This is a genomic window from Hwanghaeella sp. LZ110 (assembly GCF_048892525.1).
Lineage (GTDB): Bacteria > Pseudomonadota > Alphaproteobacteria > UBA8366 > Aestuariispiraceae > Pacificispira.
The window spans coordinates 125,668-148,359 of record NZ_JBLZHT010000001.1 but is presented as its reverse complement, the minus strand read 5'-3'; the positions used below and the strand labels follow the sequence as shown (position 1 = coordinate 148,359).

Annotated in this window: 19 protein-coding genes; 10 read left to right on the top strand and 9 right to left on the bottom strand. The window is 55.9% G+C overall.

Annotated features, from left to right (window positions below; genetic code table 11):
• Window positions 1-101: 101 nt before the first annotated feature.
• Together ACOSDM_RS00675 and ACOSDM_RS00670 are read left to right on the top strand one after the other, a co-directional pair.
• Entirely contained in the window at window positions 102-665 is a 564-nt protein-coding gene (locus ACOSDM_RS00675) for a peptidylprolyl isomerase (RefSeq protein ID WP_420722537.1), read from the top strand.
• Between the two features lie 135 nt (window positions 666-800).
• On the top strand, window positions 801-989 hold the full coding sequence (locus ACOSDM_RS00670; RefSeq protein ID WP_420722536.1) for a hypothetical protein: 189 nt from the start codon (window positions 801-803) through the stop codon (window positions 987-989).
• A gap of 453 nt (window positions 990-1,442) precedes the next feature.
• Here ACOSDM_RS00670 and ACOSDM_RS00665 read toward each other — a convergent pair whose 3' ends face one another.
• The gene (locus ACOSDM_RS00665) at window positions 1,443-2,900 is read right to left on the bottom strand and encodes a DEAD/DEAH box helicase (RefSeq protein WP_420722535.1); all 1,458 of its coding nucleotides are present in this window, start codon (window positions 2,898-2,900) and stop codon (window positions 1,443-1,445) included.
• Between the two features lie 593 nt (window positions 2,901-3,493).
• Between ACOSDM_RS00665 and sucC the strand changes: the two genes are divergently transcribed.
• The 7 genes from sucC to ACOSDM_RS00630 all read left to right on the top strand — a co-directional run bounded on the left by sucC (window position 3,494) and on the right by ACOSDM_RS00630 (window position 12,303).
• Window positions 3,494-4,690 carry an ADP-forming succinate--CoA ligase subunit beta gene (gene sucC / locus ACOSDM_RS00660; RefSeq protein WP_420722534.1) on the top strand — a complete coding sequence of 399 codons (1,197 nt, stop codon included), beginning with the start codon at window positions 3,494-3,496 and terminating at the stop codon, window positions 4,688-4,690.
• On the top strand, window positions 4,690-5,565 hold the full coding sequence (gene sucD / locus ACOSDM_RS00655; protein ID WP_420722533.1) for a succinate--CoA ligase subunit alpha: 876 nt from the start codon (window positions 4,690-4,692) through the stop codon (window positions 5,563-5,565). The genes sucC and sucD overlap by 1 nt, the downstream gene beginning before the upstream one ends.
• An 82-nt stretch (window positions 5,566-5,647) precedes the next feature.
• Entirely contained in the window at window positions 5,648-8,725 is a 3,078-nt protein-coding gene (locus ACOSDM_RS00650; RefSeq protein WP_420722532.1) for a 2-oxoglutarate dehydrogenase E1 component, read from the top strand.
• A 105-nt stretch (window positions 8,726-8,830) separates the two neighbouring features.
• Window positions 8,831-10,126, top strand: a complete 1,296-nt coding sequence (gene odhB, locus ACOSDM_RS00645) for a 2-oxoglutarate dehydrogenase complex dihydrolipoyllysine-residue succinyltransferase (protein WP_420722531.1) — start codon at window positions 8,831-8,833, stop codon at window positions 10,124-10,126.
• A 126-nt stretch (window positions 10,127-10,252) separates the two neighbouring features.
• On the top strand, window positions 10,253-10,996 hold the full coding sequence (locus ACOSDM_RS00640) for an AzlC family ABC transporter permease (RefSeq protein ID WP_420722530.1): 744 nt from the start codon (window positions 10,253-10,255) through the stop codon (window positions 10,994-10,996).
• A gap of 2 nt (window positions 10,997-10,998) precedes the next feature.
• A complete protein-coding gene (locus ACOSDM_RS00635; RefSeq protein ID WP_420722529.1) occupies window positions 10,999-11,331 on the top strand; it encodes an AzlD domain-containing protein in 333 nt (110 codons plus the stop codon).
• A 180-nt stretch (window positions 11,332-11,511) separates the two neighbouring features.
• Window positions 11,512-12,303, top strand: a complete 792-nt coding sequence (locus ACOSDM_RS00630) for a methyltransferase domain-containing protein (protein ID WP_420722528.1) — start codon at window positions 11,512-11,514, stop codon at window positions 12,301-12,303.
• Between the two features lie 6 nt (window positions 12,304-12,309).
• On the opposite strand, the gene sppA is transcribed toward ACOSDM_RS00630, so the two are convergent.
• Window positions 12,310-14,154, bottom strand: a complete 1,845-nt coding sequence (gene sppA, locus ACOSDM_RS00625) for a signal peptide peptidase SppA (protein WP_420722527.1) — start codon at window positions 14,152-14,154, stop codon at window positions 12,310-12,312.
• A 129-nt stretch (window positions 14,155-14,283) separates the two neighbouring features.
• On the opposite strand from sppA, the gene ACOSDM_RS00620 reads away from it, so the two are divergent.
• The gene (locus ACOSDM_RS00620) at window positions 14,284-15,246 is read left to right on the top strand and encodes a response regulator transcription factor (protein WP_420722526.1); all 963 of its coding nucleotides are present in this window, start codon (window positions 14,284-14,286) and stop codon (window positions 15,244-15,246) included.
• 18 nt (window positions 15,247-15,264) lie between these two features.
• Here ACOSDM_RS00620 and ACOSDM_RS00615 read toward each other — a convergent pair whose 3' ends face one another.
• From ACOSDM_RS00615 to ACOSDM_RS00585, 7 genes are all read right to left on the bottom strand, one after another.
• Window positions 15,265-16,569, bottom strand: coding sequence for a c-type cytochrome (locus ACOSDM_RS00615; RefSeq protein WP_420722525.1), 1,305 nt, complete (start codon window positions 16,567-16,569; stop codon window positions 15,265-15,267).
• Window positions 16,570-16,692: 123 nt separating this feature from the next.
• A complete protein-coding gene (locus ACOSDM_RS00610) occupies window positions 16,693-17,730 on the bottom strand; it encodes a formate dehydrogenase subunit gamma (protein WP_420722524.1) in 1,038 nt (345 codons plus the stop codon).
• A gap of 77 nt (window positions 17,731-17,807) precedes the next feature.
• Entirely contained in the window at window positions 17,808-18,035 is a 228-nt protein-coding gene (locus ACOSDM_RS00605) for a hypothetical protein (protein WP_420722523.1), read from the bottom strand.
• 144 nt (window positions 18,036-18,179) lie between these two features.
• Window positions 18,180-18,773: a formate dehydrogenase FDH3 subunit beta gene (fdh3B, locus tag ACOSDM_RS00600; RefSeq protein WP_420722522.1), complete on the bottom strand. Its 594-nt coding sequence runs from the start codon at window positions 18,771-18,773 to the stop codon at window positions 18,180-18,182.
• A 13-nt stretch (window positions 18,774-18,786) separates the two neighbouring features.
• Window positions 18,787-21,666: a formate dehydrogenase subunit alpha gene (locus ACOSDM_RS00595; protein ID WP_420722521.1), complete on the bottom strand. Its 2,880-nt coding sequence runs from the start codon at window positions 21,664-21,666 to the stop codon at window positions 18,787-18,789.
• A gap of 103 nt (window positions 21,667-21,769) precedes the next feature.
• Window positions 21,770-21,979, bottom strand: a complete 210-nt coding sequence (locus ACOSDM_RS00590) for a hypothetical protein (protein WP_420722520.1) — start codon at window positions 21,977-21,979, stop codon at window positions 21,770-21,772.
• Window positions 21,980-22,037: 58 nt separating this feature from the next.
• Window positions 22,038-22,670: a TorD/DmsD family molecular chaperone gene (locus tag ACOSDM_RS00585; RefSeq protein WP_420722519.1), complete on the bottom strand. Its 633-nt coding sequence runs from the start codon at window positions 22,668-22,670 to the stop codon at window positions 22,038-22,040.
• Window positions 22,671-22,692 lie beyond the last annotated feature (22 nt).

Here is a 22,692-nt window from a genome sequence, read left to right as displayed (position 1 = left end):
CAATGGCCTCAGGTCCATAGGGCCAGGGTTTACCGATGGGCATAGGCAGTCTATGTCTGCGCTTGAGACTTCTTAATCTAATGCCGGAAGGAAAATTGTTTATGACCACCCGTAAAATTCGCGCGCTTCGCTCTCTCGCCCTGGCCGTTGGCCTGTCGCTCAGCGCCTCAGCCGGTGCCAGCGCGGCCCCGGATCCTGAAAACACGCTGTTGATCGATATGGATGATGGCCAGATCGTCATTGAAATGCGCCCCGACCTGGCACCGAACCACGTTGCCCGCATAAAGGAACTGACACGCGAAGGCTTTTACGACGGCGTTGTCTTCCATCGTGTGATCGAAGGGTTCATGGCCCAGACCGGCGACCCGACGGGGACCGGCATGGGCGGGTCCACCTATCCTGATCTGGATGCCGAATTCACCCAGACCCCGTTTGTGCGAGGCACGGTTGGCATGGCGCGCACCAGCGACCCAAACACCGCCAACAGCCAGTGGTTCATCTGCTTTGACGATTGCTCTTTCCTGAACGGCCAGTACACGGTCTGGGGCAAAGTGGTCGAAGGCATGGACGTGGTTGACAAGATCAAACGCGGCGCAGGGCAAAGCGGTAAAGTAAATGATCCTGATGCGATGCTGAAAGTTCGTATCGCCGCAGACGCGAAGTGATCGTAATCAGATCATAACGCCCAAAGGATTGCATTCGGACCGGCTTTCTGTGTATAACAGAACCAGTTGAGGGCAGAATGTCCTTACAAAGCCGGTCCGAAGACCGTTTTAGTGTTCCATAATTGGGAGAACCCAATGGCTGATATCGCAGGCGTCCTGGCGCTTAACCAGGCTCAATTTCAGCAAAATCTTGCCATTGCGCTGACGAAGCAAAACTTCGACGCGCAAAAAGATGTGATCAATATGGTCACAGAAGCCGCCGGTACCGGCGCGCAACCCTTAAACAGCAGCGGCACCGGGCAAGTCGTCAACGTCGACGTTTGACGATTCCCAATATCCCGGCGTTCTGCAACCGGTCGGGGTCCTGTATTCCATCGGGGTGCCGAGTCTGCATCCCCTAATTTCAGTGGAATAGCCGCACCTTCATCCGTCGCTGCATGGTCCAGGAACCCACCTTCGATACCCTTCCCCTCCTTACAGGGGGCCTCTCATCTTTTGCCCCTCCACCCTTGAGGGGGGGAGGTTGGGAGGGGGTGATCTCTCCTCCGCAATCCATGCTGATTTAGGCGAAGGCCTTGCGGCCTTGTCACCCCCACCCCAACCCTCCCCCCTCAAGGGGGAGGGAGAAGAAAGACCCGTCCTCCCCCCTCAAAGGAGAGGGAGAAGAAAGATCCGTCCTCCCCCCAAGGGAGAGGGAGCAGATTGAGGGGCTCAAACACAAAAAGCCCGCCGCAGTCATTCTGCGGCGGGCTTTTTACGCAATTCTAAATGTAACCTTTAGCCGCGTTCGTTCAGATTGCGGACCCAGGCGGATTTTTCGCCGCTTTTCTGAGCGGGCTTTCCACCCGGACGCGCTGACTTACCGCGAAACGGCTTGTTATTGCGCTTTGGACCCGCATTCGATGTTGGGCCGGATGTGAACGGCTTTGGGCCATTCCCGCCACGACCACGGGACGGCTTGCTGCGACCCTTATTGCTGGGCGGGTTGCGGCTGAGCGCTGCCTGCGCTGCTTCCTGAGAATGATAGGTATGACTGTCATCCACCGGAATGCTGGTTTTCGTCAGCTTTTCGATCGCCTGCAGTGATTCCGCTTCATCTGCTGCACAGAAAGACAGGGCAATGCCGCTGGCCCCGGCGCGTGCCGTACGACCGATGCGGTGAACGTAGCTTTCCGCATCCACGGGCAGATCAAAGTTGATCACATGGGTGACGCCTTCAACATCGATACCACGGGCCGCAAGATCAGTCGCGACCATGACAGAAACGCGCCCCTTGGTGAAATCCGCCAAAGCCTGCTTGCGCGCGCCCTGGGTCTTGTCGCCATGGATCACGGCTGCACCGATCCCATCGGCTTTCAGCCCCTGACTGACCTTGTCTGCGCCCCGTTTGGTGCGGGTGAAGACAATCACACGGCCAACATTATCGCCTTGCAGAATCTGACGCAGCAGCGGTGCCTTGCGGGACCGGTCCACGAACAGAACCTTCTGGGCAATACGGTCCACTGTGGTGGACTGTGGGGTGACTTCAACGCGAACCGGATCGCGCATCAGCTCATTGGCCAACACGCGGATATCGGCTGGCATGGTGGCAGAGAACAATACGGTCTGGCGATTTGTCGGCATCGTTTTAGCAAAACGGCGCACTTCCGGGGCAAAGCCCATATCCAGCATGCGGTCGGCTTCGTCCAGAACCAGGATCTGCACATCTTTCAGGCTGATCGCATTGTCTTCCATCAGATCGCGCAGACGCCCGGGTGTCGCCACCAGAATATCGACGCCACGGGAAACGATGCGGGCCTGAGGCCCCTTGCCAACGCCGCCAAAGACACAGGCCTGAGACAGGCGCATGCGGCTTGCAAAAGCGGTGATGCTGTCATTGATCTGACCGGCCAATTCACGGGTTGGGGACAGAATCAGCACGCGGGTGGTTCGGGGGGCGGGCTTGCCCTGCTGTTTTGCCAAATGCTGAAGGATCGGCAGCGCAAAAGCCGCTGTCTTGCCGGTCCCGGTCTGAGCAATGCCCAAAACGTCACGGCCTTCCAGCATTGGAGGGATCGCCTGTGCCTGAATGGGCGTCGGAATTTTGAAGCCCTGGCTGCTCAATGCACCCAGGATTGGGTCGATCAGGTTCAGGTTTTCAAAAGTCACCGCATCATTTGCGGCAACCGGGGTGTTTGGTTTTGCTGAAACGGTATCTTCATCAGAAATCGCAACAGCTGCATTAATCGTCGTCATGTATAAAGCATTCCTATCGTCCGACCGCGCAACGCAGACACAGAGCAAATGCTCGGTCGCGTACGAGACGGGACGTTCTTTTTTGCGCCCTAGGTGCGCGCAACGCCTATGGGAGAAGGTTGAGACCTGCTCACGGGTTCCGGGTGTCGAGATTGGACACCGCTGCGCGATCGTTGAGAGGTCAGTGGCGATTAGCAAACATCTGCCACGCCATTTGTGCACTGCACATAAGACGTTGTCGCCGGTAAGTCAATTAAAACCCGCAAATAGTTGGAAAAATGGCCACCGAGAGGAAATGAGCGCAAAAATAGCGCGATTTCATGCGGCAAAACTGGTGCAACACGGTTGAATGGTCATGATTGCCTGATATTGTACGCGCATCCAAATGCCGCGCACCTTTGTGCTAATGAGAAATCGCGGCGCTTTGGGGGGACCTGTATGACCGGCGCTTGCGCTCAGAGAACGGCACAGAGATCACACCGGCGATCACACCGGCTAAAAGGCGATGCTTTTCGCCTCGCCGTGATGTTTTGCGCCCAACCGACCACAAGGCCTCTTTCATCTAACCCGCTTTTAAGGGATACCGCTTCACAATGAATATTCATGAATATCAAGGCAAAGAACTGCTGCGCCGATTCGGCGTTGCCGTGCCGGATGGCAAGGTCGCCTACACGATCGATGAGGCCGTCCAGGCTGCAAACGATCTGGGTGGCCCAATCTGGGTCGTGAAATCACAAATTCACGCAGGAGGACGCGGCGCAGGCCGGTTCGCCGACGACCCAGACGGCAAGGGTGGTGTCCGCGTTTCCAAATCCATTGATGAGGTCCGCGAGAATGCCAAAAGCATGTTGGGTCACACTTTGGTCACCAAACAGACCGGCCCATCAGGCAAACAGGTTAAGCGTCTGTATATAGAAGACGGCTGTGACATTGCACGGGAACTGTATCTGTCGTTGCTGATCGACCGTGCGACCAGCCAGGTCACGATCATGGCATCCGCAGAAGGCGGGATGGAGATTGAAGAGGTTGTTGAACACAATCCGGACGCCCTGCTGAAGGTCTCCATCGATCCAGCCTCGGGCATCTCTGGCTTCCATTGCCGCAAGATCGCCTTTTTCCTGGGTCTGGAAGGCAAGCAGATCAAGAGTGCGACCAAATTCCTGATGGCGATGTATCGCGCCTTTATGGAACTGGATGCCAGCATTGTTGAAATCAACCCGCTGGTCGTGACCGGATCGGGCGACGTCATGGCATTGGACGCCAAGATGAATTTCGACGACAACGCGCTGTTCCGTCATTCCGACATTGCCGATATGCGCGATGAAGATGAAGAAGACCCGTCCGAACTGGAAGCCGCCAAGCACGAATTGAACTATATCAAGCTGGATGGCACGATTGGCTGTATGGTCAATGGCGCGGGCCTGGCAATGGCGACCATGGACATCATCAAGATCAAAGGCGGGGACCCGGCCAACTTCCTGGATGTTGGCGGGGGCGCAACGCGCGAGCGTGTGACCAAGGCCTTTAAAATCATTCTCAGCGATCCGAATGTCGAAGGCATTCTGGTCAATATTTTTGGCGGCATTATGCGCTGTGACGTTATCGCCGAAGGCGTGATCGCAGCCAGCCGCGAGGTGAACTTGCATGTGCCCCTGGTGGTGCGGCTGGAAGGAACCAACGTGGAATTGGGTAAAAAGCTTATGGCTGAATCAGGCCTGCCGATTATCTCCGCCGACAATTTGGAACAGGCTGCGATTAAAATCGTCGCTGCCGTGAAGGAGGCGAACTGATGGCCGTTCTTATCGACAAAAACACAAAGGTAATCTGCCAGGGCTTTACCGGTGCACAGGGAACCTTTCACTCTGAACAGGCCATTGCTTATGGCACGAAGATGGTTGGCGGCGTAACGCCGGGTAAGGGTGGCACATCCCATCTGGATCTGCCCGTCTTCAACACAGTGGAAGAAGCTGTTCATACGACCGGCGCGAATGCGACCGTAATCTATGTGCCGCCTCCCTTTGCAGCGGATGCGATCCTGGAAGCCATTGATGCCAAAATCGCCCTGGCGGTTTGCATCACCGAAGGCATTCCTGTGCTGGACATGGTCCGCGTGAAACGCGCGCTGGTCAATTCCAGCACCCGCCTTGTCGGGCCGAACTGCCCTGGCGTGATCACCCCTGACGAATGCAAGATCGGCATCATGCCCGGTCACATTCACAAGCGCGGCAAGATCGGTGTTGTGTCCCGGTCGGGCACCCTGACCTATGAAGCCGTGGCGCAAACCACAGCCACTGGCCTGGGTCAGACAACCTGTATCGGGATCGGCGGCGACCCCGTGAATGGAACAAACTTCATCGACTGTCTGGAAATGTTCCTGGCGGATGATGAGACCCAGGGCATTATCATGATCGGGGAAATCGGCGGCACCGCGGAAGAGGAAGCAGCCGAATTCATCAAACGCTCGAAGGTGAAGAAGCCGATGGTTGGCTTCATTGCGGGTGTGACAGCCCCTCCCGGAAAGCGCATGGGCCATGCGGGCGCCATCATTTCCGGCGGGCAGGGCACGGCGGAATCGAAACAGGAAGCCATGCGCAGCGCTGGAATTACTGTTGCCGAAAGCCCGTCTGCGCTGGGGTCCAGCATGTTGAAAGTAATGGGTGGCTGATTTCGATGGCGGGGGCGGGCAATGGCTTCGCCCCCGTTGCACCGAAATTGCATATTTCTTTTAGAGTGGGAGCAGTCAGGGCATGACGTATATCGGCGAATCTTCCCAACTTTTCGGCGCGAATGAGACCTATATCGCCGAACTCTATTCAAAATGGGCCATCGATCCCAATTCGGTTGATCCCGGTTGGGCAGATTTCTTTGAAACCCTGGAACCAGGGGATGTGGATCTGCAAGATGACCATAAGGGGCCAAGTTGGACCAAGCGCAAGACCGCCGTCATGGGCCAGGCAACCTCCGGCCAAGGGGCAAGCCTTTCTGACTATCTCAGCGATCCTGATCTGAAACAGGATGCCCTGCATCAATTGCTGGCCGCTATCAAGGGTGGCGGCGTCGCCGCAAGCGGCAGCGACCAGATTCGTCAGGCGACCCTGGATTCAATTCGTGCCCTGATGCTGATCCGCGCCTATCGCATGCGGGGCCATATGGCCGCTAATCTGGACCCGTTGGGTCTGGAAAAACGGGGCGACCATCCGGAACTGGACCCGGCCAGTTATGACTTTGAAGAGCGGGACTATGATCGCCCCATCTTCATCAATTATTATCTGGGTCTTGAATCTGCGACCCTGCGTGAAATCATCAAGATCTGCCGCCAAACCTATTGCGGCAATATTGGCGTTGAATTTCTGCACATCCAGGACGCCGAAGAGAAATCCTGGATTCAGGAAAAGATTGAAAGCAGCCGGAACCGCAAGGATTTCACCGATCTGGGACGCCGCACGATCCTGGAACGCATGACCCATGCGGATATGTTTGAAACCTATCTGGACACAAAATATCGCGGCACCAAGCGATTTGGCCTGGATGGCGCGGAAAGCCTGGTTCCGATGATGGAGCAGATTTTCAAGCGCGGCGCGCAATTGGGCATGGAAGAAGTCGTGTTGGGCATGGCCCACCGCGGTCGGCTGAATGTTTTGGCCAATATCATGAATAAGCCCTATATGCAGATTTTCGCGGAATTCGAAGGGCTGGCATCGAACCCCTCCTCCGTACAGGGATCCGGTGATGTGAAATATCACCTGGGCACCTCTGCGGATCGCGAGTTTGAAGGCAAAACGGTCCACCTGTCGCTGACCGCCAACCCCAGCCATCTGGAATGTGTGAACACGGTTGTTCTGGGCAAGGTCCGCGCGAAACAGCACCAGCGTTCGGATAACAATCGCGACAAGGTGATGGGCCTGCTGCTGCACGGCGATGCCGCCTTTATCGGCCAGGGCGTTGTGGCCGAAACCCTGTTGCTGAGCCAATTGGACGGCTATGAAACAGGTGGGACCATCCATATCATCATCAACAATCAGATTGGTTTCACCACCGCACCGTCAAAATCCCGCTCTTCACCCTATTGCAGTGACATGGCCAAGACTGTCGACGCACCGGTTTTCCATGTGAATGGGGACGATCCGGAAGCATGCGTTCATGTTGCCCGTCTGGCGATGGAATACCGCCAGAAATTCAAGAAGGACGTCGTGATCGATCTTTGGTGCTATCGTCGCCATGGTCACAATGAGGGGGATGAGCCGATGTTCACCCAGCCCCTGATGTATAAAAAGATCAAAAACCACCCCCGCACCCGCGAGATCTATTCCAATCGTTTGCAGGAAATGGGTGTGATTGACGCTGAGGGTTGTGAGAAAATCCGGGACGACATCAAGAAAATCCTGGATGAAAGCTTTGAAGCCGCGCGGGCCTTTAAGCCCAACAAGGCTGACTGGCTGGAAGGCAAATGGTCCGGTCTGGCAATGGCGGAAGAAGGGGCCAGACGGGGTCACACCTCCGTGGATATGGACCTGCTGCGCGAGGTTGGTCATGCAATTTCCGAACCCCCGAAAAATTTCGCTCTGAATCCAAAGATCGAGCGTCAGTTAGAAGCCAAACGCAAGATGATCGAAACCGGCGAAGGGATTGACTGGGGCACAGCGGAAGCTCTGGCATTTGGTACTTTGTTGTGCGAATCCACGACAATCCGGCTCAGTGGGGAAGACTGCGAACGGGGCACTTTCTCTCAGCGCCATGCCGTCCTGTTGGATCAGAATAACGAAAATCGCCATGTTCCCCTGAACAATATCCGCATGGGCCAAGCCCCATTCGAGGTTATCGACAGCCCGCTGAGTGAATTCGGACTGTTGGGCTTTGAATACGGCTATGCTTCTGCAGAGCCGCATTCCCTTGTTCTGTGGGAAGCGCAGTTTGGTGATTTCGCCAATGGGGCACAGGTGATCATTGATCAGTTCATCGCCTCTGGTGAATCGAAATGGTTGCGCATGTGCGGCCTGGTGATGCTGCTGCCCCATGGCTATGAAGGTCAAGGACCTGAGCATTCTTCCGCCCGTCTGGAGCGGTATCTGCAATTGTCTGCGGAAGACAACTGGCAGGTCTGCAACATCACCCAACCGGCAAACTATTTCCATGCCTTGCGCCGTCAGGTTCGACGGAATTTCCGCAAACCCCTGATTCAGATGACGCCAAAGTCGCTGCTGCGCCATAAGGCGTGTGTGTCGAAACTGGAAGAGTTCGGACCCGGTACCAGCTTCCACCGCGTATTGTGGGATAATGCACAAATGCAGGGAAATCTGGCGGCGGATGAAGATATCCGGCGTGTCGTTCTGTGCTCCGGGAAGGTCTATTTTGACCTGGAGGCCGAACGGGACGCAAAAGGCATAAAAGATGTCTATATCATGCGCGTTGAGCAGATCTATCCGTTCCCCTTCCACGCGGTGACAACCGAGTTGAGCCGCTTCCCGAATGCCGAAGTGATCTGGTGTCAGGAAGAGCCTGAGAATAACGGCGCATGGTTCTTCGTTGATCGACGCATTGAGCGCGTGCTGGAGGAAATCAACCACAAGCCCAATCAGCGCCCCCGCTATATCGGTCGGGACGCGGCGGCCTCTCCCGCGACAGGCAGCGCAAAACGCCATGCGGCGGAGCAATCCAATCTGGTCGACGAAGCGCTGTCCCTGCCAGAACGGGCGCGCAAGGTTGCGGTATCAAAATCAACATCAAAGAAAGCCGAAGCCAAGAAAACGTCGGCGAAAAAGGCATCTGCTAAAAAGGCCACCGCGAAGAAGGCGACCGCTAAAAAGGCATCTGCGAAGAAGAAATAGCATTATCTGGAATACAAGAGCACTGGTTACAATCGGATGAGCGCCCTGAGACTACAGACAACGGGGCATTGAAAGACGGCGAAAGCCGGAAAGGCAAGAGGACACATGGCGACGGATATTACGGTGCCAACGCTGGGCGAATCAGTCAGTGAAGCCAGCGTCATTCAATGGTTCAAAAAAGTTGGTGATTCTGTCGCCAAAGACGAGCCCTTGGTCGAACTCGAAACCGATAAGGTAACGATTGAAGTTCCCTCCCCGGTCGCAGGCGCAATGGCGGAGATTATCGCTGACTCAGGCGCTGATGTCGAAGTTGGTGCCTTGTTGTGCCGCATCGACGAAGGCGCCACAGGCAGCGACTCGAAGAAGGAAGAGGCCCCCAAGGCTGAGGCCGCGCCAGAGCCCGCCAAAGAGGAAAAGAAGCCAGAGCCTGAAGCGAAGAAGCCCGCAGCGACCGCCAGCAATGAAACGCTGTCGCCTGCAGTCGCGAAAATGGTAGCCGAAAACGATCTGGATGCGTCCAAGATTCCGGCCTCCGGACCAAAGGGAAATCTGACCAAGGAAGATGTGCAGAATTTCATGAAATCCGGTGGCTCAGCAGCCCCCGCCCCGGCAAAGGCTGCGGCACCAGCGGCGGCAGTGGGCGGCGCAAAGCCTGCCACGCCAACCTATGAGCCGCTGCCGGAACGCACACCAGATCCACGCGGCGAAGAACATGTCAAAATGTCCAAGCTGCGCAGGGTCATCGCAACCCGCCTGAAAGAGGCGCAAAATACCGCTGCGATGCTGACCACCTTCAACGAGATCGACATGGGTCCGATGATGGAGGTCCGCAACGATTACAAGGATCGGTTTGAGAAGAAGCATTCCGTCAAGCTGGGTTTCATGTCCTTCTTTGTGAAGGCGGCCGTTGTGGCCTTGAAAGAACTGCCGGCTGTGAATGGCGAAATTTACGGCGATCAGATCATCTATAAGAACTACTATGACATCGGGATCGCCGTTGGCACCCCGTCTGGACTGGTGGTCCCCGTGCTGCGCGATGCTGACAAGAAGAGCTTTGCAGAAATTGAGGGCTCGATTGCCGATTTCGGTCGTCGCGCCCGCGATGGGAAGCTCAGCATGGCAGAAATGCAGGGCGGCAGCTTCACCATCACCAATGGCGGTGTCTTTGGGTCCTTGCTATCCACGCCGATCATTAACCCACCGCAGTCTGGTATTCTGGGCATGCACAAGATCCAGAAGCGCCCCGTCGTAAACAGCGATGGCGAAATTGTGGTTGGCAACATGATGTATGTCGCCCATTCCTATGATCACCGCATCATCGATGGACGCGAGGCGGTCACCTTCCTGGTTCGCATCAAAGAACTGTTGGAAGACCCCGCCCGCCTGTTGATCGACGTTTAGAGCATACTGTGTGAGTGCATGATGCTCTAAGGCACAGCTATTTAAACCAGCCTTCGCTTTACAGAAACGAGACCCGGTGGATAATCGGGTCTCGTTTTCTTTTTCATATGTTGAAAGCCCTCTCTGTTGCTGTTGCCCCATCCAGATACTGCACCGCCGGATCTCCCGCGCCCCTTGCTGCGTGGGATTCGCGATTGCCTGAACGTACCGGCCCTTGGCATAGGGCTGACAATGATCGGCTTTGGGGCCATGGCACAGGATGCGGGACTGGCGATCCTGCCCACATTGGGGATAACAACCCTGGTATGGGGCATTGCCGGTCAGGTTGCCCTGGTTGATATCCATGCCAGCGGGGGCAGCCTGCTGGCCCTGTTCGTGGCAGTAGCCCTGGCCAATCTGCGGATGTTCCCAATGGTGGTGACGGGCCTGTCTTCCGTTACCGGCGGGCGGAAGCTTTCCGTCGTCTCACGCCTGTTGCTGATGCAAACCCTGGCAATATCCTGCTGGACCCAGATGATGACACGCGCCGATCATGTGCCTGCACGCCAGCGGCTGCGATACTATATCGGATTTGCCGTAACCTTGATTGGCGCGGCTTTGCTGGGCACGACGATTGGTCATCAACTGGGACGGGTCGTGCCGCAAAGCGTGCTGATTGTCGCTATCTTTATGACGCCGCTTTATCTGTTGCTGTTGATCTGTGGTGCGCGGCAATGGGCCAATCGATTGTCAGTCCTGTTCGGAATTGCCGTGGGACTGGCGTTGTATCCCGTAATGGGGGATTGGGCCGTGATTGCAGCCGGACTGTTGGGCGGCACGTTGGGCTTTTTCAGCGCCCCCCATCTGTTTCGCAATAAGCCGGGGGAGTAATCGTGGGCGACACTGCAATTTGGATCGCTGTTCTGATTGGTGGGTTGGGCACATTCATGTGGCGAGCCCTGGGGGTCGCTGTGGAAACCCGCGTTCAAGAGGACAGCCCCCTGTTCAATTGGATCGGCTGTGTGGCCTATGCCATGGTCGCGGGATTGATGGCCCGTGTTTTATTGATGCCCGGTGGCGACCTGTCATTACAGCCCCTCACCTGGCGTGCAATGGCGTTTCTGATTGCCCTGGCGGTTTGGTATCGCAGTGGCAAATCCGTGCCCATTGGCCTGGTGGCAGGCGTTATCAGCTATGCCCTGATCCTGTATTTTCAAGGTTTATAGGCCTCTACCAGCCGATGATTGGAAAAGCCAGGGCATTCGCGCTAGTGTATCGGTCGGTGCAAACTTCAGGCAGACGGTTTGGTCCGCACCAACCGTTTACTTGAAAAGCTGTATGATCGCTGGTCCGATTGCACAATTGTCCAGCACTTAAAAGCTGTCAGGTAAGGCGATGTTAGTGTCATGAAAGACGAAGAAACTCTGCATTATCCGGATTCATTCATTAACGCGTTGCAGGCGATCTGGGGAGATGGCTTCCTGTCGCCCGGTGGCCCCGAAGAGATCGCTGCGATGCTGGATGGCACCGATCTGACGGGGCTGTCGATCCTGGATATCGGCTGTGGCGTTGGCGGTATCGACTGCCTGATGGTTGAAGAATATGGGGCCAGCCAAGTTACCGCGATTGATGTTGAACCCCAGTTGATCGATCACGCATCGCGACGGTTTAGCCAAAATGACCTGTCACAAAAGATTACGGCGCAATTGGTTGAACCGGGGCCTTTTCCGTTTGCAGACGACCAGTTTGACATTGTGTTCAGCAAGGATGCCATGCTGCATATCCCTGAAAAGCACAGCTTGTATAAAGAGGTCCTGCGGGTGCTGAAGCCAGGTGGGCGGTTGATCGCCAGCGATTGGCTGCGCGGTGGTGGTGAAAAGGACGCAGTACCCCCCATTCTGGTTGAATGGGGCAACCAGAATGGCCTGAAGGCAGATTTTGCAACCCCGGCGCAGACAGAAGACGCCCTGCGCAGGGCAGGTTTCCAATCACCCCGTGTGAAGGACCGCAATGCCTGGTATCGGGAAGAAATCAAAAAAGAAGAACTGCAGGTGACAGGCCCTGGTCTGCAACAATTGATTGCAGCAATCGGGATGGAGAATGCTGAAAAGCGGGTTCGTAGTTATGAAATCAGGCAGAAAGCGGTCGACGAAGGCGCGTTACGCCCCTGTCATTTATACGGCACGAAACCGGCTTAGATTGCCCTAATCGCCAAAGCGCATGGGCGGGGCGGAAAGCAGTCCACGTGGGCCCATGACACCATCCAGGTCCCCTATAACAGCCTCAACCCGTGTCATAATCCGACGCTCGGCAGCATCCGCAACCAGCGTACCGAATGCTAGAGAGAATTCGCCAGACTCAAAAGCCTCTGCAATCGCTTCAAAAGGCGATTTCGGCTTCGGCAGGACATGCAGATCAAGTTGCGCATCCGCATCCAGACTCAATAGGTCACGGATCGCAGCCAGTGCTTCTGAAAAGCCGCCCAACCGATCCACCAAGCCAACCTCAGCAGCTTGGCTGCCCAACCAGATACGCCCGCGGGCGACAGCATTTATCTTTGCCGCATCAAAGCCACGATCACGGGCGACCTTACTGGTAAAATCCTCGTAGACGAAATCGATTGATGTCGCGAAGCGTTCCTGTTCGGACTCATCGAAGCCGCGGTTGAAAGACCACATGCCGGCATTTTGCCCGGCGGTGACATGCTCCCAATTCACGCCCAATTGATTCCACAACTCGCTGGCGTCAAATTTCCCCCCATAGACGCCGATCGACCCTGTAATCGTGCTGGGATAGGCGACAATCTGATCCGCACTGACTGATACGAAATATCCACCGCTGGCGGCGACATCGCCCATCGATACCACAACCGGAATACCCGCGGCCTGAACCTGTCCGACCGCATGCCATACCGCATCAGACGGACCATAGGCGCCGCCCGGACTGTCGACGCGGAACAACACGGCCGCATAATCCTTGCGTTTCGCGATATCGATCAGGGTATCAATTAACCCCTGGCTGTTAAATCCGGGGTCACCAAAAGGCCCGCCCACTTGATCCTCCACGCCGATTGGACCGACCCCATACAGAACCGCAACTTTGGTCGGACCGGGGCCGTCCTCTGGCGGTTCTGCCTGTGTGGCAGCCAATAGGAAAGGCGCATCGATCCAATGTGCATCCGCACCGGTCAGGGATTTCACATGGGCTTCAAAGGCATCGGGATAATCCAAGCGATCGATTAATCCGGCTGCCACGGCCTCACGCCCCAAATAGGGGCCGCCATCGACCAGTTCCCGGACCTTTTGCTGTGTCATGTCGCGGTCTGCTGCGATTGAGGCGACGGCATGGTCCAATAAACCATCCACCAAGCGGGTCAAGGACAGACGAATCGGACCCGACATATCAGACCGCGTCATAGGATCCGCACCGCCCTTGAATTCATAGCGTTGTTCAAATTCAGCGGTGACCCCCACCTCTTCCAATGCTTCAGCAAAATAGGGTGTTTCCAGCGCAACGCCGGTCAATCCGACGGTCCCGGATGGTGCCATCCACACCTCATCAAAAGCCGCAGCCAGGGTCGTCAGGCGCGTTCCGTCCCCAAATCCACCCAGATCATCGGCATAAACATAGGCGGGCTTGCCCGAGGCACGGAAGCGCCGAACCGCGGCGGCAAGTTCTTCCGTGCGCGCAAAGCCCAGGGATGTTCCCCCGATCCGCACGACCAAGGCCTTAACGGCAGGAGACCCCGCAGCCCGGTCCAATGCCGTTACTGTATCCAGCAGGGTCGCGGGCGGGACGGGCTTAAACGAAGGCAGCGTGACATATCGTTCCTCCAGAACCTCATTCCAGTTCAGGGACAAAACGGCGCTGTCAGGCATTGAGGGTTTATCCGTGCGCATAGAGGCCGTGAACGAAACCACCGCCAGGGTGATCACGACAACCAGACCGCCAATGCCAGCCAGTAACCAAAGAAGTATTTTTCCGATCCATCGCATGGCCAGACTATGCCGGAACCGAACCAAAGGGTCCACTGCCTTAAACAGCGCCATAGTCAGATAAACTGACTACAGTCAGGGAATGGGACCGATATGTCACAAGTCGTATAAGAACAAACAAGTACCGTGATTTGAGTTAATTGCGCATTGATACGAACAATGTATAACTAAATCACGATGAATATGGGAAAAAGCAGTAACAATCGTGATATCCGAATTCTCTTCGGGGAGCCGCAGCAATCTTTGCGCGGCGCCATTCGTGCTGCGCTGCATCGTGAGGGATATGAGTCGGTCACGGATTATGACCGCGCGATCCCTCTTCGCGAAGCGATTAACAATACTGAGCCCGATCTGATCGTCATGGATTCCGAAATGGATGTCGGACATGCCGATGCCATGATAACGGAGCTTCGCAACAACAAACTGGGTAAGAATCCATTCGTTCCAGTCATCGTGACGATTTGGGAGCCAACACCGGACCTGGTGCGCCGTGTGGCGTCTTCAGGAACGGATGACCTTCTGGTAAAACCGCTGAGCCCGGCCCAGGTCTTTGATCGCATCAAGGCGCTGGTCAATCATCGCAAACCCTTCGTCGTGACCAGTGACTATATCGGACCGGATCGGCGCAAGGACGTCAATCGCGAGTCTGAAATCCCCACGATTGAGGTTCCTAACACATTACGGGCCAAGGCGAAGGGCGAACCTGTTGATACCGACATGATCATTTCTGCGATTAAAGATGCCCAGAATGGTATCAATGACCAGAGATTGAAGCGAAATGCGTTCCAGATTGGCTTTCTGGTCAAGTTGCTGCTGCCGGAACTGAAGAAGTTTGAAGTTACCGATGATCGGATCAAGACCGTAGAGCGCCTGATTTCCGTCGCCCGGGATACCGGCAATCGCATGAAGGGGACGCAATATGAGCATGTCACAAGCCTGTGCACGTCCATGATCCGGGTCGCCTCTTCCATCAGTGACAGCATTTCCCATCCAGACAGCAAGGATGTGGATTTGTTGAAACCCATGGCGGAGGCGATTATCTCCGCCTTCAATCCAGATCAGTCCTCGTCTGAGATGTATAATGAAATCAACAAGGCGGTTGAGAGCTTCAAGCAGAAGCAGCAGAAGAAGGGCTCTCCGCTTTAGATATCCATGCCGAGTGGATCACTTCGTGCTGATATCGCGGGTGGCTTGTTTCAGAAACTCAATCAGATCCTGACGGTCCCGGTAATTCGTCAATCGTTGTTCTGGCATTTTGGTGCCGGGGAACATCTGATTTGGGCCGATTTCAAACAAATGCGCAATCGTCTCTTCGTCCCAGACTACTGGGGTGTTCTTCAAGGCCTCCGAATAGGTGTATCCAGGCAATGTGCCTGCAGGTCGCCCGAATATTCCGGCAAGACTGGGCCCGGATCGATCCGGGCCGCCTGGTTTCAAAGCATGGCAGATCGCGCATTTTCGGAACTGATAACTGCCCCGCTCAACAGGATCGTCTGAGAAGGCCATTGAGCTTGGTACCCGCTCCACAGGCTGAAAGCGGGTTGACTGACCGATCACAGAGTCGCCGGTTGCCGTCAGCCAGCCCCGCACCACGGAATCTATGCCGCCCGCATAAATTCGGCTGCCATCGGGCGTGAAGGCCAGGGACCAAACCGCCCGATAATGCTCGACCTGCAGTGATATGCGGGGAACTTGCGATCCGATATTCCACAGATAGAGGCTGCCCCCCACCCCACCGGACGCAATCATCTTTCCATCCAGGGAAATTGCCACGGCCAGAACGGCACCATCATGCTGGTTGCCCAATTCCTGCTTCAAGGTACCAGACTCAACATCCCAAACGCGCACGGTCTGGTCCGATGACCCACTGACCAGAACCGTGCCATCCCCCGATAGGGCCAATCCATTGATAGGAAACCCGACTTTTGCAAAGCGATAGGATTCCGCACCCTCTGCCAGGGGCCAAACGCGGATATCACCGTCATAGCCAGCAGAAATCAGAGACTCTCCCTTGGGAGTAAAGACGACATCATTCACGCTGTTGGTATGGCCGGTGAAAATCCGCAGCAACTGCCCAGATGTCGCATCCCAGAGTCGAACAGTCCGATCCCAGGAAGCCGTGGCAACCTGGCGGCCATCGGGTGAAGCAGCGACCGCGACGACCTTTTTCTCATGCCCCTGTAAGATATGCAAAATAGTGCCGGTATCCCCATCCCAAATCCGGGCTGTTCCATCATCACTGACACTGATCACGCGCGGCCGCGCCGCTCCCGGCAGAGGTGGCAAAAAGGTGACGGCATTCACCCCGGCCTCATGACCATAAAAGCGCGCCAGTTGTGAACGATCCGCAAGTGACCACAGGATGGCGATGTCATCAAAGCCAGCCGTCGCTGCATAGCGACCATCGGGGGAGATTTCCACATCCCGAACGGGGGCCCCATGACCAACAAAATCAGCGCGGGCGGACACAGCCATCATCAAAAGTAAGGCGGTGGTAAGAAGTATGCCTCTTATTACCACCGCCCCATAAAACACCTAATTCCATATCGAAATCGGTCCAAGCAATCTGGTCATTCCTTCTCCGGCCAGGGACTATTCCGCCGGTGCCGTGCGCCCGGAATGCTGCTCTTTTTCCTGAACTTCATCGACCCACAGGCTGTGATGCTCCTTGGCCCAATTCAGATCGACCTGTCCTGATCCCATTGCGTCGAAGGCCCCTTCCATGCCCAATGACCCGATATAGATATGGGCCAGAATGATCGCGATCATGACCAGAGATACCGCTGCATGCCATAATTGGGCATATTGCTGTTCCTGCATCGGTGTCAGATCCGTTGGTAAGGCAAAGCCGATCTTGTTCAACAGCGCAAATGTATCGGCGAACATCGACGTCGTGAACGGATCCAGCAATGTCCAACCAGACAGGCTCAGCGATAATCCACCCAGGATCGTGACCCAGAATACGATCTTTTGGCCGGCATTGAATTTCTTCGCTGGCGGATGAACTCCTTTGGAGAACAGGCCGCCCGCCTGCAATATCCATTTGATATCGTGTCTATTGGGGATGTTGTGCAGGACCCACATCAGGAAGATCATGACCAGCCCCGCCATGAAGGCAAAAGCGATCCAGTTATGAGCAAATTTCCCTGCTGCCGTGATGACTGAAAACGCCTCTTTTCCGATCACGGGCAACAGGAAATACTTGCCATAAAGAATGTTCAGCCCGGTCACAGCCAAAATGACAAAAGATCCAGCCGTCAGCCAGTGCCCGATCCGCTCGATGAAGCTGAAACGCTCTATCGTGCGACCGGCCCAGCCATGTTCAATCTTAATCCGTCCACGCAGCAAGAAAAAGAGCGCCAACAGGAAGACCATCCCCGCCATAATCCATATGCCATAAGTGGACAGGGGCCCATTATGAAGCGCGCGCCACGTGCTGCCTTCCGCCTGGATCAGGTTACCCGCCCCCTGCCGAATTGCACGCCACAGATCCGCATCACTGGCATTGCCCAGGGCTTGCCCAGGCACTTGACCGGATTGTTGAGCTGCGGCGACAACAGCCATCAACTGCGTCAGTAAAACAGCAGCCAGTGCTGCGCCAGCACGCAAAGGGTATGTTAGCCGTTTCATCCCTAATCTCCTAAAGTTCCCGAAGACCCCTTTGTGTCAGCGCCGTGGACTATTCTCCCGCGCGACCGCCGGAACTCTTACGGAGTCTCTTGTATCGCTGCGCGACTGCGCAATTCATCCAATGTTTCCTGGCTCAACGGCGTATCTTTTTTGCCTTTGTATACGCCCGGATCAAAATCAATGATGCGATCTTGTTCCGACTCGCGACAGCCCGTCAGCCCGATCAGGATGGCCGCGCATGCAACCAGCACGACACGCCCCATTCGGGATTTGTGCGGGTGGCTTGTTGTTCTGTTCATCATCATTAGCACCGATCTTCCAAAGCAAGGGGCCATGCCCCTTTAGGGAAAAGGCCAAGTCCGGCGAAAAGATCGCCAGGTTTTGCGCCTGTACTGATCTGAAATCATCTCCTCCGCATGGACGGACGGTCCATGCGGAGGGGGGTGATTTTAGGTTCCCTTTTGGTCGTAGGCAGTACCCCAACCCCAGGCCCCAGAGCCGAAGCCACGGGACACGACACGCTCGCGATAAATATCGGAGACGGTATCACCATCCCCCGCGAGGAGCGCCTTGGTAGAGCACATTTCCGCACAGAGCGGCAATTTACCCTCTGCCAACCGGTTGCGCCCGTATTTCTGGAATTCGGCCGTGGAGTTGTTTTCCTCCGGTCCACCGGCACAGAAGGTACATTTGTCCATCTTGCCCCGGCTGCCAAAATTTCCAGCCTGCGGATATTGCGGTGCGCCGAATGGGCAGGCGTAGAAGCAATAGCCGCAACCGATGCACAGATCCTTGGAATGCAACACCACACCCTCATCGGTCTGGTAGAAGCAATCCACAGGACAGACCGCCATACAGGGTGCGTCCGAACAATGCATACAGGCAACGGAGATCGACCGTTCACCCGGCTTGCCGTCATTAATTGTGACGACACGCCGGCGGTTGATGCCCCATGGCACTTCATGTTCGTTCTTACACGCGGTGACACAGGCGTTGCATTCAATGCACCGTTCCGCATCACAGAGGAATTTCATTCTAGCCATTGTTCATCTCCTCTTATGCGCGTTCGACACGACACAGGGTGACTTTCGTCTCCTGCATCTGTGTCACCGAGTCATAGCCATAGGTCTGGGCCGTGTTGGTCGATTCCCCAAGGATGTATGGATCAGCACCTTCTGGATACTTGCTGCGCTGATCCTCTCCCTGATAGACCCCACCGAAGTGGAACGGCATGAAGACAACACCAGCGCCAACGCGCTCCGTCACCATTGCCATCACTTTGACCTTGCCGCCTTCCGGACCATACACCCAGACCATGTCACCATCCGCGATGCCGCCATTATTGGCGTCCCGCGTATTGATTTCGATGAACATGTTCTGCTGCAGCTCCGCCAGCCAGGGGTTCGACCGGGTCTCGTCCCCGCCGCCCTCATATTCGACCAAACGGCCGGATGTGAGAATGGTTGGGAAATCCTTCGAGAAGTCGTTCTTCTGGATGGAGGCATAGAGTGTCGGCAGTCGATAAGACTTCCGATCCTCATAGGTCGGGTAATCCGCCACCAGGTCCCGCCGCGGCGTATACAGTGGTTCACGATGCGTTGGCACGGGATCCGGGAAGTTCCAGACCACGCAGCGGGCTTTTGCATTCCCAAAGGGCGCACAGCCATGCTTGATCGCAACCCGCTGGATACCGCCCGACAGGTCGACTTTCCAGTTGGCCTTTGGACCGCCAACAGCATCAATGGCGGCCTTTTCATCGGCCGTCAAATCGCCATCCCAGCCCAGATCCATCAAACTTTGCATGGTGAATTCCGGATAGCCGTCGGTGATTTCCGACCCGACCGAATAAGATCCTTCGGCCAGCAGGTTTTCACCATCCCGTTCAACCCCAAACCGCGCCCGGAAGGTCAATCCCCCTTCGGCCACTGGCTTGGAAGGATCATACAGGATTGGCGTCCCCGGATGGTTCATTTCCGGTGTGCCCCAGGACGGCCAGGGCAATCCATAATAATCCCCGTCGCATGGGCCACCAACCGCCTGTAAGGTCGTACGGTCAAAGGTGTGCTGGTTTGCCATGTGCTTCTTCAGCCGCTCCGGTGATTGACCGGTATAGCCGATTGTCCACATGCCCCTGTTGAATTCCCGCGTGACGTCTTCGACAAGCGGTTCTTCCCCCTCGACAGCGATATTCTTGAACATTTCATCCGCGAAACCGAGTTTCTTCGCGAATTTGTACATGATCGTGTGATCCGGCAGAGATTCAAACAGCGGTTCGACAATCTTGTCGCGCCATTGGATCGACCGGTTCGACGCCGTAACAGAGCCATAGGTTTCAAACTGTGTCGCCGCAGGCAACAAGTAGACCCCATCCTTGCGATCATGCAGCACTGCGGAAACCGTCGGATAGGGATCGACCACGACCAGAAGGTCCAGTTTCTCCATCGCCGTCTTCATTTCCGGCAACCGGGTTTGAGAGTTCGGTGCGTGACCCCAGAATACCATGGCCCGAAGATTGTTCGGCTGATCCATATTGTCCTTGTTTTCAAGAACGCCATCAATCCAGCGCGATACAGGAATCCCAGAAGATTCCATCAGGTCCTTGGAGGCAAACCGCCCCAGCAGGTATTCGTAATCAACGCCCCAGACCCGGGACCAATGTTTCCAGGCACCCGCCGCCAGGCCATAATAACCAGGCAGAGTATGGCTGAGAACACCCAGATCGGTTGCGCCCTGAACGTTGTCGTGACCCCGGAAGATATTCGTTCCGCCGCCCGCTTTGCCCATATTGCCAAGCGCAAGCTGAAGAATACAGTAGGCGCGGGTGTTGTTGTTCCCGTTGGTATGCTGCGTTCCCCCCATGCACCAAATCACCGTCCCTGGCCGGTTATTCGCCAGAGTCCGCGCGACCCGCGCAAGCTGGGACCCCGGAACACCGGTTACTCGTTCGGTTTCTTCCGGGGTCCAGGCGGCTACTTCCTTGCGGATCTGATCCATACCCCAGACGCGCTGGCGGATGAATTCAGTATCTTCCCATTTATTCTCGAAGATGTGCCACAGCAGTCCCCAAATCAGACCGACATCCGTGCCCGGCCGGAACCGCACAAATTCATCGGCATGAGCCGCCGTGCGGGTAAAGCGTGGATCACAGACGATCAGCGGCGCATTGTTCATCTCCTTCGCCTTCAACAGGTGAAGCAGAGAAACAGGATGCGCTTCGGCCGGGTTGCCCCCGATCACGAAGATCGCACGGGAATTATGGATGTCATTATACGAATTGGTCATGGCGCCATAGCCCCATGTATTCGCGACACCCGCCACTGTGGTTGAGTGACAGATACGGGCCTGGTGATCCCCGTTGTTGGAGCCCCAGAAAGCGTAGAACTTACGGAAGAGGTAAGCCTGCTCGTTGCTGTGTTTCGCAGAGCCCAGCCAATAAACCGAATCCGGCCCCGACGTTTCGCGGATTTCCAGCATTTTATCGCCGATTTCCTCGATCGCCTGATCCCAGGAAACCTTGGTCCATTTGCCGTCGACAAGCTTGGTTGGATATTTCAGGCGGCGTTCGCCATGGGCGTGTTCGCGAACCGAAGCCCCTTTCGCACAATGCGCACCCAAATTAAACGGGCTGTCAAAGCCGGGTTCCTGCCCGATCCAAACGCCGTTATCCACTTCAGCCATCACGGTGCACCCAACAGAACAATGCGTACAGACGGATTTCACCATCTTCACATTGCCGCTGGCCTCGCCAGTTGACGCCGCTTCCGCGCGTCGGGTCATCAGACCCGCAGGGGCTGCAGTTGCAACTGCAATCCCCCCGGCTGTCAGGCCGGAACGCTTCAAGAAGGTACGACGATCAACAGCGTCACCGGATACGGTCCCGAAGGCCGCTGCCGAACGGGGGCCATTTGCAACCCCGTTGGTCTTTTTCCGGAGCATGTCTCTCCCTTTCCTTATCCTGGGCCCAATCCGTCGCCTTACTCTTATAGTCAGGAACGTCGAACCCGCGCTTTCAGTGCATTCTCAACACCAACCCGATCGCTTAAAAGCGGGCGAGTTCGTAATAGGTCTTCACATGGGCCGTTTCACGATAATCGCCTGTGGTCGCCGCTGGTTCTTCTGCCTGCGCAGAGGAAACACCGACTGCCGCGACCATCGCACCGGCCCCAGCGGCAACGCCCTTGGTGGCGGCACCGAAGAACTGACGACGGCTGACAGCCGCATCCCGGTTCTGTTGCTCTTGGTCACTCATTACACTCACTCCCTTATCTTAAGGGTTTCACAAACCCCTTTATGGCGTTTCAGGTTGGTCAGGCGCGGGCAATCATCCCGAACCCTTGTTCCTCAATCTCCATAAAGAGTTTCCCGACGCGTCCCACATGGCGGTAAACGTCGGCGGTTTTTGCCGATTCCAAATCAGCAAAAAACTTTCCCGCCCACGGTTTCAGATGGGCGGCAAAGAACTGATCCTGATCGTAAATATCGAATCCGCCCAGCGCGGTTCCTTCGATCAGGTGACTCATGATATCGCAGATCGCTGCGATATGATCTTCCGGCTCTTTCACATCGGCCGGGCGCTCAAAACCCAATCGCGCCATGTCACGGCGCAACTGAGCAAGCGGCTTTTCATTCAGGAAACCTGTCAGATAATAGGATGCAAATGGCAGCAATTCGCCCCGCCCCACCCCAATAAACAGGTTCTGATATTCTTCCGAGAACTGTACCGCCTCAGACGCCAGAATGGCGTCATGCAATGCGGTCGCAGCGGCCCCCAAGGCGCTGTCGGACCCAACGAACGGGGCAATGCTGTGCACTTCTGCGGGTGTCATGGGTTTCGCGAGCACACGCGTCAAAAAGGCATATAGCGACTGGCGCGCCAATTCCTCCGCAGACGCGACCTGATCCGGTGCGGGTGGATTATAAGTCTGTTGAGCGCCTGTCATACGTCATTCTTTCCAAACCGAA

Coding starts and splice junctions, on each gene's coding strand:
- sucD (WP_420722533.1), top strand. CDS start 4,690: ATGGCCGTTCTTATCGACAAAAACACAAAGGTAATCTGCCAGGGCTTT.
- ACOSDM_RS00610 (WP_420722524.1), bottom strand. CDS start 17,730: ATGAAACGGCTAACATACCCTTTGCGTGCTGGCGCAGCACTGGCTGCT.
- ACOSDM_RS00590 (WP_420722520.1), bottom strand. CDS start 21,979: ATGAGTGACCAAGAGCAACAGAACCGGGATGCGGCTGTCAGCCGTCGT.
- ACOSDM_RS00675 (WP_420722537.1), top strand. CDS start 102: ATGACCACCCGTAAAATTCGCGCGCTTCGCTCTCTCGCCCTGGCCGTT.
- sppA (WP_420722527.1), bottom strand. CDS start 14,154: ATGGCGCTGTTTAAGGCAGTGGACCCTTTGGTTCGGTTCCGGCATAGT.
- ACOSDM_RS00595 (WP_420722521.1), bottom strand. CDS start 21,666: ATGCTCCGGAAAAAGACCAACGGGGTTGCAAATGGCCCCCGTTCGGCA.
- sucC (WP_420722534.1), top strand. CDS start 3,494: ATGAATATTCATGAATATCAAGGCAAAGAACTGCTGCGCCGATTCGGC.
- ACOSDM_RS00665 (WP_420722535.1), bottom strand. CDS start 2,900: ATGACGACGATTAATGCAGCTGTTGCGATTTCTGATGAAGATACCGTT.
- ACOSDM_RS00605 (WP_420722523.1), bottom strand. CDS start 18,035: ATGATGATGAACAGAACAACAAGCCACCCGCACAAATCCCGAATGGGG.
- ACOSDM_RS00585 (WP_420722519.1), bottom strand. CDS start 22,670: ATGACAGGCGCTCAACAGACTTATAATCCACCCGCACCGGATCAGGTC.
- ACOSDM_RS00670 (WP_420722536.1), top strand. CDS start 801: ATGGCTGATATCGCAGGCGTCCTGGCGCTTAACCAGGCTCAATTTCAG.
- ACOSDM_RS00650 (WP_420722532.1), top strand. CDS start 5,648: ATGACGTATATCGGCGAATCTTCCCAACTTTTCGGCGCGAATGAGACC.
- odhB (WP_420722531.1), top strand. CDS start 8,831: ATGGCGACGGATATTACGGTGCCAACGCTGGGCGAATCAGTCAGTGAA.
- fdh3B (WP_420722522.1), bottom strand. CDS start 18,773: ATGGCTAGAATGAAATTCCTCTGTGATGCGGAACGGTGCATTGAATGC.
- ACOSDM_RS00630 (WP_420722528.1), top strand. CDS start 11,512: ATGAAAGACGAAGAAACTCTGCATTATCCGGATTCATTCATTAACGCG.
- ACOSDM_RS00620 (WP_420722526.1), top strand. CDS start 14,284: ATGGGAAAAAGCAGTAACAATCGTGATATCCGAATTCTCTTCGGGGAG.